The sequence below is a fragment of the Streptococcus infantis genome, from assembly GCF_047464215.1.
Classification (GTDB): Bacteria; Bacillota; Bacilli; order Lactobacillales; family Streptococcaceae; genus Streptococcus; species Streptococcus infantis_P.
In genome coordinates, this window is the sequence record NZ_JASHCG010000022.1 from 16,444 (window position 1) to 27,480 (window position 11,037).

Annotated in this window: 2 protein-coding genes; both read left to right on the top strand. The window is 39.1% G+C overall.

Annotation, left to right across the window (positions count from 1 at the left end; translation table 11 throughout):
* Window positions 1–286: 286 nt before the first annotated feature.
* Entirely contained in the window at window positions 287–6,451 is a 6,165-nt protein-coding gene (locus QM469_RS09930; protein WP_414276740.1) for a G5 domain-containing protein, read from the top strand.
* A 577-nt stretch (window positions 6,452–7,028) separates the two neighbouring features.
* The coding region (locus QM469_RS09935; protein WP_414276741.1) for a sialoglycan-binding domain-containing protein at window positions 7,029–11,037 on the top strand (4,009 nt) is incomplete at its 3' end.

Below are 11,037 nucleotides of genomic sequence, written 5' to 3' on the forward strand. Positions count from 1 at the left end.
AAAAGAGAAAAAGATAACCTTGTTATTTTTTACAGAGTTGTTTGGAAGTCTAAAATTAGCGGTTCTGTCCGTAACCTAAATAACCCGCCTGATTAACAGGGGGACTGGGTTTAGCTATTACAACAAATAGTTATTTAAAGATTGAAAGGATTTAAAATGTGATGTATTAAAGTAGAGTAAAGTTCCTAAATTTTAGGAAAATAAAAAAGTATGATTTTGTTAACAGAAAATGTTGACACCTTCTATATTATATATAGAAATGATAGTTAAAAAGGAATTGGGTAACATGAAAGATATCTTTAATAAACGCCAACGTTTTTCGATTCGGAAGTTTTCTGTTGGAGCGGCATCTGTACTAATAGGGGTTGCCTTGTTTGCTCCAACTCAAGGAGTTTTGGCTTCTACGGAAAATAATGATAAATCAGGGATAGAAGTTAATTCTGAGATTGACAATTCACTGCCGACTGTGGAGATCAAAGAAGAAGTTCAAAGTATCTCAGAACATCGAAACAATGCTTCTTCTGAGATAGATGCTAAAGAGATTTCAACAGTAGCTACAAAAGAGACAGTTCTAGATACTTCCGGTGGTAAGGAAAATATCAATTCGACGGCAACTACTTTGGTGGCTGGTGAAGACAGATCAAGTGCTCCAGAGGTTAGAGCAGCATCAAATCCTACTGAGATTAAAAAATATGAATTGACTGAGGAAGATGCTAAAAAAATCAAAGCAGGAATAATCGGTTCAGAAGGTGATCAACTTGATAGTTTATTAGTTAATGGTCCCAAGTTAAATCCAGAAGGTTATACAGATGATGATTACTTGAAGGATAAAGAAGAGCTTTATATTTATGAAAAAAATGGGAAAAAGTATGTAGGTTATAATAGCCATCCGCTACTAGAGGATACTGATGGTGATGGTATTATTGACAGTGACGAAAAGTCAGATGAAAAATTAAAATGGAATGTAAGTGAACGTGATATGATTATGTTCATGGAATTGTCCTACCGTGACGATAAGTACATTGACAGAGTACTGGATCATAAGACACCTTTAACAGAAGCAGAGTTATACAAAAAGAAAGGTGAAAGTAAACCACGCTATGAATATATGATGATGAATAGGGAATTGGGACCTTATTGGAAAAGAAAGAAAAGTTATCATACATCCAGTGGACTTGATGCTGTATTATTTGAGACTAAGAGCGATTTCTTATATTTACCAAATGGAACTGCCCAGGTACTAGCATTTCGTGGGACTAGTGATTCTAAAGATATAGGTGCTGATATAACACTTGGAACAGGGAGTAATCCTAAACAGGCGATAGAAGCAGAAGAAATTATGCGTGAATTAGCTAAGGATAAGAGTATCACCAACCTTTATCTAACAGGACATTCTCTGGGAGGATATTTAGTACAACGGGCAATGGTTGAAGCCTATCAGTTGGCATATTCTGACAGCAGAGTCATGTCTACTAAAGAACAGCTGGCTTATAGAAACTTTTATAATAATGTATTAAAAAAAGGAACAACATTTAATGCTCCAAAAGTGAGGACAGGTCTTCTCTCATCATCTGCGTTTTGGCAAAAAGGTTTAGATAGTAAAAAAATAGCTAAGTCAGGTAAACTGACCCATTATATAGTTAATAACGATTCTACTATAGGAAAAAGTGTCAGTAATGATAGTGATGTTGTTATAAATGTTGGGGATACAAAAGGAGGGCATAGTTCCCGTTCTTATTTTGAAAATGATATGATTAATAGGGAACCGAAATTCATATCAGGAAAACGTGTTTCTTTAGATGGGATAGGTTTTCAAAATCCTAAGATTACTACAGCCAAGTCTCTAGAAAAAGTTGGAGAAACTGTTGTATATAGCAAACTCGGAAATGACATCATTAAGTCAACAACTGTTAGTATCAAGGATCCTGATACAGGACAGATTACTAAAAATGCACTTGATCAAGTGTTCAAGGAAAATGGTGCGAAGGACAAAGTAGAAACAACAGAAATCCCATCACCTAAGAAATACGTGAAAGATGATACACGCGAAAAAGGACAAGCTAATGTTGAAGTACCTGGAAAAATCGGGAAACAGACGGTAACAACAACTTATAGTGTAAATCCTAAAACTGGAGTTCTTATTGAACATGTAGGACAACCAGTAGTTAAGCAACCGGCAACAGAAACAGTTGTCAAAGTCGCAGCCAAGGATGAAGTAGAATACATTAAAAAAGGAGACGACGTTGTTAAGAAGACAACAAGCTACACAGTAGACCCCAAAATTGGCAGTCTTACTTCGGCTGAGAAGGAAGAAGTAGTCAATAGAGGTGGCGCGAGGGATATAGTTGAGTATAATTCAGTTGAACCCAAACCAGTTTATTTAAAAGATGAGAACAGTCCAAAAGGTACTGTTACCGTTCAATTTCCAGGGAAAGCAGGACAAACTAAAGTCACCACAACATATAGCGTAAACCCAGTAAATGGAACCCTAACTCCATCAAAAGGCAAACCAGAAGTCGTAACTATACCAATAGCTAGAGTTGTAAAAGTGGGAGCTAAGGACAAAGTAGTAGAAACACCGATTGAACCTGAAGTAGAATACGTTAAAGATGTTGAAAAAGACTTCGGTACAACATCTCAGCGTACTGAGGGTAAAAAAGGTAAAACAGTTGTTACAACCACTTATGATGTAGATTCAAAGGACGGTCATATCACAGAACACGTTGGTACCCCAGTCGTCACCCCAGCAGGTAAGACAATCGTTAAAGTTGGTGCGAAAACTAAGGTTGAACAATCTAAAGATTCTGAAGGTCGCGATGTGATTGATACCACTACCTATGAAGTTGATCCAAAAACAGGTAAGGTAACTCCAACAACCGTTCGAACTTATGGGAAAACGAAAGAACCAACAGTCGAGAAGAAAGTAGTACCATCCCCAGTAGTTTATGAAAAAGATGGTACGAAAGAAAAAGGCACAGCCCCAACTACTGTTAAAGGTGAAGGTGGTGAAGACACTATCACAACAACTTACACTGTGGACACTAATACTGGAAAGATTATAGTAAGTGAAGGAAAACCAGTTCGTACGAAAGAACCAACGAATACTATTGTCAAAGTCGCAGCCAAGGACAAAGTAGTAGAAACCCCAATTGAACCTGAAGTTGAATATGTTAGAGATGGTGAACGAGAAGTTGACACACCTAATGAACGTATTGAAGGAGCTAAAGGTAAAACAGTTACTACAACCACTTACGATGTAGATTCAAACGATGGTCATATCACAGAACACGTTGGCAACCCAGTCGTCACCCCAGCAGGTAAGACAGTCATTAAAGTTGGTGCGAAAACTAAGGTTGAACGTAATAAGGATAACCAAGGTCGCGATGTGATTGATACCACTACCTATGAAGTTGATTCAAAAACAGGTAAGGTAACTCCAACAACCGTTCGAACTTATGGGAAAACGAAAGCACCAACGGTTGAGAAGAGAGTAGTACCATCACCTGTTGTCTATGAAAAAGATGATACGAAAGAAAAAGGTACAGCCCCAACTACTGTTAAAGGTGAAGATGGTGAAGACACTATCACAACCATTTACACTGTGGATCCTAATACTGGAAAGATTACAGCAAATGAAGGTCAACCAGTTCGTACGAAAGCACCAACTAATACTATTGTTAAAGTTGCAGCGAAGGATAAAGTAGAAACAACCGAAATCCCATCACCTAAGAAATATGTGAAAGATGATACACGCGATAAAGGCCAAGACAATGTAGAAGAAGCAGGCCAAGCAGGTTCAAGCACTATCACAACAACATATAGTGTTGATCCTACTACAGGTGCTATTACAGAAACAGTAGGAAAACCAGTAGTAGTAAATCCAACAGAAACTATTGTCAAGGTTCCAGCGAAGGATAAAGTAGAAACAACCGAAATCCCATCACCTAAGAAATACGTAAAAGATGATACGCGCGATAAAGGCCAAGACAATGTAGAAGAAGCAGGACAAGCAGGTTCAAGCACAGTAACAACTACTTACGAAGTAAATCCATCAGATGGAACAATTACAGAAAGAGTAGGAGAACCAGTAGTAGTAAATCCAACAGTAACAATTGTCAAAGTCGCAGCCAAGGACAAAGTAGTAGAAACCCCGATTGAACCAGAAGTTGAGTATGTTAGAGATGGTGAACGAGAAGTTGACACACCTAATGAACGCGTTGAAGGAGCTAAAGGTAAAACAGTTACTACAACCACTTACGATGTAGATTCAAAGGACGGTCATATCACAGAACACGTTGGTAACCTAGTCGTCACCCCAGCAGGTAAGACAATTGTTAAAGTTGGTGCAAAAACTAAGGTTGAACAATCTAAAGATTCTGAAGGTCATGATGTGATTGATACCACTACCTATGAAGTTGATTCAAAAACAGGTAAGGTAACTCCAACAACCGTTCGAACTTATGGGAAAACGAAAGCACCAACAGTTGAGAAGAGAGTAGTACCATCACCTGTTGTCTATGAAAAAGATGATACGAAAGAAAAAGGTACAGCCCCAACTACTGTTAAAGGTGAAGATGGTGAAGACACTATCACAACCATTTACACTGTGGATCCTAATACTGGAAAGATTACAGCAAATGAAGGTCAACCAGTTCGTACGAAAGAACCAACTAATACTATTGTTAAAGTTGCAGCGAAGGATAAAGTAGAAACAACCGAAATCCCATCACCTAAGAAATATGTGAAAGATGATACACGCGATAAAGGCCAAGACAATGTAGAAGAAGCAGGCCAAGCAGGTTCAAGCACTATCACAACAACATATAGTGTTGATCCTACTACAGGTGCTATTACAGAAAGAGTAGGAGAACCAGTAGTAGTAAATCCAACAGAAACTATTGTCAAGGTTCCAGCGAAGGATAAAGTAGAAACAACAGCAATCCCATCACCTAAGAAATATGTAAAAGATGATACGCGCGAAAAAGGCCAAGACAATGTAGAAGAAGCAGGCCAAGCAGGTTCAAGCACTACCACAACAACATATAGTGTTGATCCTACTACAGGCGTTATTACAGAAAGAGTAGGGAAACCAGTAGTAGTAAATCCAACAGAAACTATTGTCAAGGTTCCAGCGAAGGATAAAGTAGAAACAACAGCAATCCCATCACCTAAGAAATATGTAAAAGATGATACGCGCGAAAAAGGCCAAGACAATGTAGAAGAAGCAGGACAAGCAGGTTCAAGAACAGTAACAACTACTTACGAAGTAAATCCATCAGATGGAACAATTACAGAAAGAGTAGGAGAACCAGTAGTAGTAAATCCAACAGAAACTATTGTCAAGGTTTCAGCGAAGGACAAAGTAGTAGAAACACCGATTGAACCTGAAGTTGAGTATGTTAGAGATGGTGAAAAAGACTTCGGTACACCAGCTCAGCGTACTGAGGGTAAAAAAGGTAAAACAGTTACTACAACCACTTACGATGTAGATTCAAATGACGGTCATATCACAGAACACGTTGGCACCCCAGTAGTCAGCCCAGCAGGTAAGACAATCGTTAAAGTTGGTGCGAAAACTAAGGTTGAACAATCTAAAGATTCTGAAGGTCGCGATGTGATTGATATCACTACCTATGAAGTTGATCCAAAAACAGGTAAGGTAACTCCAACAACCGTTCGAACTTATGGGAAAACGAAAGAACCAAAAGTAGAGTTAGAACAGGATCCTAAGACAGGTGATGTTACAGTGACACCGAAGAAGCCAGATGGGTCAACATATCCACCAGGAACTAAGGTAGAAATCTCAGGTAAAGATGGTAATCCAATCGTCGTTACAATCGATGAAGATGGTAAAGGTAAAGTACCAAACAGTGATCTACCAAACGTAGAAAAAACAGGTACAGGTAAGATTACTGAACCAGGTAAATCATCTGTGGAAGTTCCTAAGGTAACAACTTTTGAAAACGATGTATTAGGGGGTTCAATTGCATTACCAGAGCTAATGATTGAGGTTCGATGGATTGATGAAGAAGGAAATGTATTGAAACCATCTGTTAAGACAGGTAATGAAAAGGATACTGAACATGGATCAATTCCAGGATATGAATTTGTACGAACTGTGATTGATGAAAATGAACCAGTAATTACTCACATTTTCAGAAAAGCAAGTGGAAATCCAAATACAATTCCAGCAACTCCAGTCACACCAGATACTAATGGAAATTCTGGTCATGATACACCTGCGCCAACAACTCCAAATCCAAATGCAGTTACTCCGAATGCAAATCACAGATCTACTACAGCTACTATTGATAAGGAATCTAAGTCAAATGATTCTCAAAATGTATTGCCAATACTTGGAACAGAATCTGATATGATTCTTGCATCTTTAGGACTCCTTGGTATGCTAAGTAGCCTTGGACTTGCGTTTGGAAAGAAAAAAGAAGACTAAAATAAGCATTTCGTTAAAGTTTGAACTACTCACTGTTAAGTGAACGATGAAATAAAAGATTAAGAAACGACCTTGTTCCTCATTTGAAGAAGTACAAGGTCGTTGTTTTATTTCTGAAAAAGGGAGACATCAGTATTGGTACCAAACCCCTCTCAAAATATTGTATGACTTCAATCCTAGTGCTCAGTTTTGAAATGTTCCCAAAAGTTCTCAATCGGTGAGCGATTAGTACACTTTCTAATCTAATATATAGAGAATGTCATCAGAAAGGAGAATCTTTCTGTTTTATTTAAACAAACTGTATATTAATGTGTTATAAATATTCGCATATGTTTGCGCTTTATTCGAGAGGTTGAATGGCTTTATGATTGCTTAAATGAATTGAAAATGATATAATCGAGCTGTAATAGCTGTAATAGCTGTAATAGCTGTAATAGCTGTAATAGCTGTAATAGCTGTAATAGCTGTAATAGCTGTAATGTGTAAAAATTGCTCAAAAGAGTGATTTTTATTGTATTATTCCCCAGAGGGAATACTGCTTCTCAATTTGATTTTGTCTTTAATATAAGGAGGAACGATGGAAAAAAAATCAAATTCACTAAGTAGAGTAAAGCGTCGACAACAGGAAAAAGTTTTACGCTTCTCTATTCGTAAATATAGCTTTGGTGCGGCTTCAGTTGCTGTTGCAGCACTGATGTTTTTGGGTGCGCGCGTCGTTAGTGCGGATAGCGTAACACCTGTCGAACAACCTCATGTAGGGGCTTCAATTCAAGGAACGAGTTCGCTTGAATCGCAAGATAAGGAAGAGCCTACTAGTTCTGTAAAAGTGGATACAGCTGTTGCAAGTCAGCTTGTGACACAGCTCAAAGACCAGCTCCACGTCAAGGAAGCTGCTAATACAGATCTTTTGGTTGCTGCCAAGGAAGAACTTGTTAAGGCTGAACAGACTCTCGCTGATTCAAAAGTGAGTCAAGAAGAAGTGGACGCTTTAGTAGCTCGCTTGACCAATGTTTTGGACCAGCTACGAGCAGTGGAAACTCCTCAAGTCAAAGAAGATAAAAATGGTGAAAGTACACAGGAAGCAACTCCGGAAAACAAGCCAGAAGTAGCGAAGCCAACTCCAGAAATTTCAGCTAAGTCTGAGGAAACTTCAGAAAATACTAATGCTGAGCAACTAGAAAAAGCTAAAGCTAGTCTCAAAGTATCTATTGATCGTTTGGAGCAGGCTATCGCCCAAACACCTGAGAATGACTTGACACGTGAAATCTTGGAAAAAGCTATCGCCCAAGTTGCCGTAGCCAAGTCTGCATTTGGTGGTGTAGAAGTTAGCCTTCGTGATGTTGAGGATATGAATCGTGTCATCAAACGTAACGAAAGCTCTGTTATGATTGCACGTAATCGTTTGACTTCTGGGCATAATGACGTCCGTAATGGCGCAGCTATCCCAGTTGGAACAACGCTTCGCGCTGATGCGGGGGCAACCTATGACAATGCTGTTGGGCTCTACTTCACAAAGGAAGGAGATGGCTCAGGTTATCCAGCTGGTACCATGCTCTTTAGAGACCGTAACCAAAATACTGCGGATAAACAAAGAGTTAAGGATGTCAAGGATGTCGTTAAGGTTGATGTCACTAAAAACGGAGATACCTACAATTGGGAAATTGAGTTTGAAGCTAATCCTGAAAACCACCAAAATGCTCATGCTTGGTTTACCATTCCAACTGGTCATACCTTGGTAGACGACGGTTCGGCATCATTTGGTAGTTACTGGGGTGGTTCTGGTGGAAAACGACGTATTGAAACTCAAGGAAGATTACCACGAAACTTATACGACATCTTTAAAGATCAGGTTAGCTCTACGTCTAAGGATGTTAACTTTGGTACCCCTGGTGGAGCTATCGAGCAGGCTTGGGGCAAAGCCGCCACTACCGATGCTTTCTGGAAAGGTGCTGATGGAGAGATTAAAACATTTGAAGAAATCATTTCAAAACCTGATACACTCTATTTTAATCGTACAGGTGGTGCCCGTACGACAACGGAGAAGGATGTTCTGGTATCAGATTATTTGAAGGATTGGTTGATACGAAATACGCAAAAAGTCTATCATTTTGATATTGATTATCGTGGTAGAACTAAGGATAGTGCATCAAACTATATCTTTCGTTTCAAAACCAAGGCTGCTGAGGGGACTCCACTCATGTATGCAGCAGGGATGCGCTCCTATGAGTTCAGCACCCACCGAAATGATATGCAATGGTATGGTTTGCCATCTCCTAAGGTGACGGGGGCTGATCAAACTATCGAAAAAGGTAAGGAAATTCGACTTGAATTTACAACTACAGATAAGCTAGCAGGATTTTCACTTGGTGATCCAAAACTAGGTTATAATCCAGCTGATTCTATCAAGTTAGTGGATAGTAAGCTGGAACTTAAAGATCAAAAAGTTGAAGTTCAAAAAGTGAGTGATTATGAGCACAAGCTTATTATCACAGGTCGTGTTACTTCAGATCCTGGCGACTATAAGGTCAAGGTCAAGTCTGTCAATAACGTTGGACAAAGTGCGGAGTTTACATCAACTGTCAGGGTTACACAATCTATTACACCAACATTAGAGTTGAACCAAGATCCTAATACAGGTGACGTTACAGTAACACCGAAGAAACCAGATGGCTCAACATACCCACCAGGAACTACGGTAGAAATCCCAGGTAAAGGTGACAAGCCAATCCCAGTCACAATCGGTAAAGACGGTAAAGGTAAAGTACCTAATAGTGATTTACCTGAAGGTAATGTCCCAGGTATAGGTAAGATTACAGAACCAGGTCAACCAACTGTTGAAGTTCCTGATGTAACAACTCCAGCTAAGATAACACCGGCTGACAAGATAGCACCAACAATTACTAGCTTAACTCCTAATAGTAATGCAGAAATTGATAGTACTAACCCACATAAGATTATCGTTTATCGTGAAGAAGAGTTTAGCGTTGATGTGAACTTAACTGATAACAGTGGTCGCTTGGATAAGATTAAGGTTCACGACAATGCTCAAGCAGTAGCACCATCAGGTAATTTCGAAGTTACAAATGGTGGTCGTCTTGAAATTCCTGCTAATGGTACAAGTATTAACTTCACGGATAAGACAAGTAATTTAGGTCAAGCTGGCAATGCGACAGATACTAACCCATATAAAGTTAATATTTCAGGTCATGTTGGTAAAAATCAGGTTGTCAATACTCCAGCCAGTCGAAATATCTGGAATCGTTATATTAGTGGATATGACCAGGAAGGTCTGACAAATAACAACACAAACAATGGCTCTGCTAATAACGCCAATATTCAGATTGAGTTCCGTAAGCAAGCTGATAAATATACACCAACAGCTACAACTCCTACAGTGAATCTGACTTCAAATGGAACTGTTCCAGATTTGGGATCACCAGAGACTTATATTGCCAACAAGTCTGACTTGCCACTTAAAGGAACAACACCAGGTACAAAAACGACATATGCATGGAAAGCTGGAGAAACTCCAACTGTTAACAATGGTCAAGTCACACGTACAGTTGTAGTAACTTATCCAGATGGTTCAACAGATGAAGTACCTGTAACCTTCACAGTTCGTGACACAGTAGCACCAACGATTACTAGCTTAACTCCTATTAAGAATGCAGAAATTGATAGTACTAACCCACATAAGATTATCGTTTATCGTGAAGAAGAGTTTAGCGTTGATGTGAACTTAACTGATAACAGTGGTCGCTTGGATAAGATTAAGGTTCACGACAATGCTCAAGCAGTAGCACCATCAGGTAATTTCGAGGTTACAAATAGTGGTCGTCTTGATTTTCCTGCTAATGGTACAAGTATTAACTTCACGGATAAGACAAGTAATTTAGGTCAAGCTGGCAATGCGACAGATACTAACCCATATAAAGTTACTATTTCAGGTCATGTTGGTAAAGATCAGGTTGTCAATACTCCAGCTAGTCGAAATATCTGGAATCGTTATATTAGTGGATATGACCAAGAAGGTCTGACAAATAACAACACAAACAATAACACTGCTAATAACGCCAATATTCAGATTGAGTTCCGTAAGCAAGCTGATAAATATACACCAACAGCTACAAATCCTACAGTGAAGGTGACTTCAAATGGAGCTGTTCCAGATTTGGGATCACCAGAGACTTATATTTCCAATAAGTCTGACTTGCCAGCTACAGGAACAACACCAGGTACAAGAACGACATATGCATGGAAAGATGGAGAAACTCCAACTGTTACAAATGGTAAATTAACACGCACAGTTATAGTAACTTACCCAGATGGTTCGAAAGACGAAGTACCGGTAAATGTAACAGTAACACCACCAGAAAAACTTACACCAACACTAGATGTTGAACAAGATCCTAAGACAGGTGACGTTACAGTAACGCCTAAGAAACCAGATGGCTCAACGTACAAACCAGGAACTAAGGTAGAAATCCCAGGTAAAGATGGTAAGCCAATCCCAGTCACAATCGGTGAAGACGGTAAAGGTAAAGTACCAAACAGCGAATTACCAGACGATAAAGTTCCAGGTACAG

Coding starts and splice junctions, on each gene's coding strand:
- QM469_RS09930 (WP_414276740.1), top strand. CDS start 287: ATGAAAGATATCTTTAATAAACGCCAACGTTTTTCGATTCGGAAGTTT.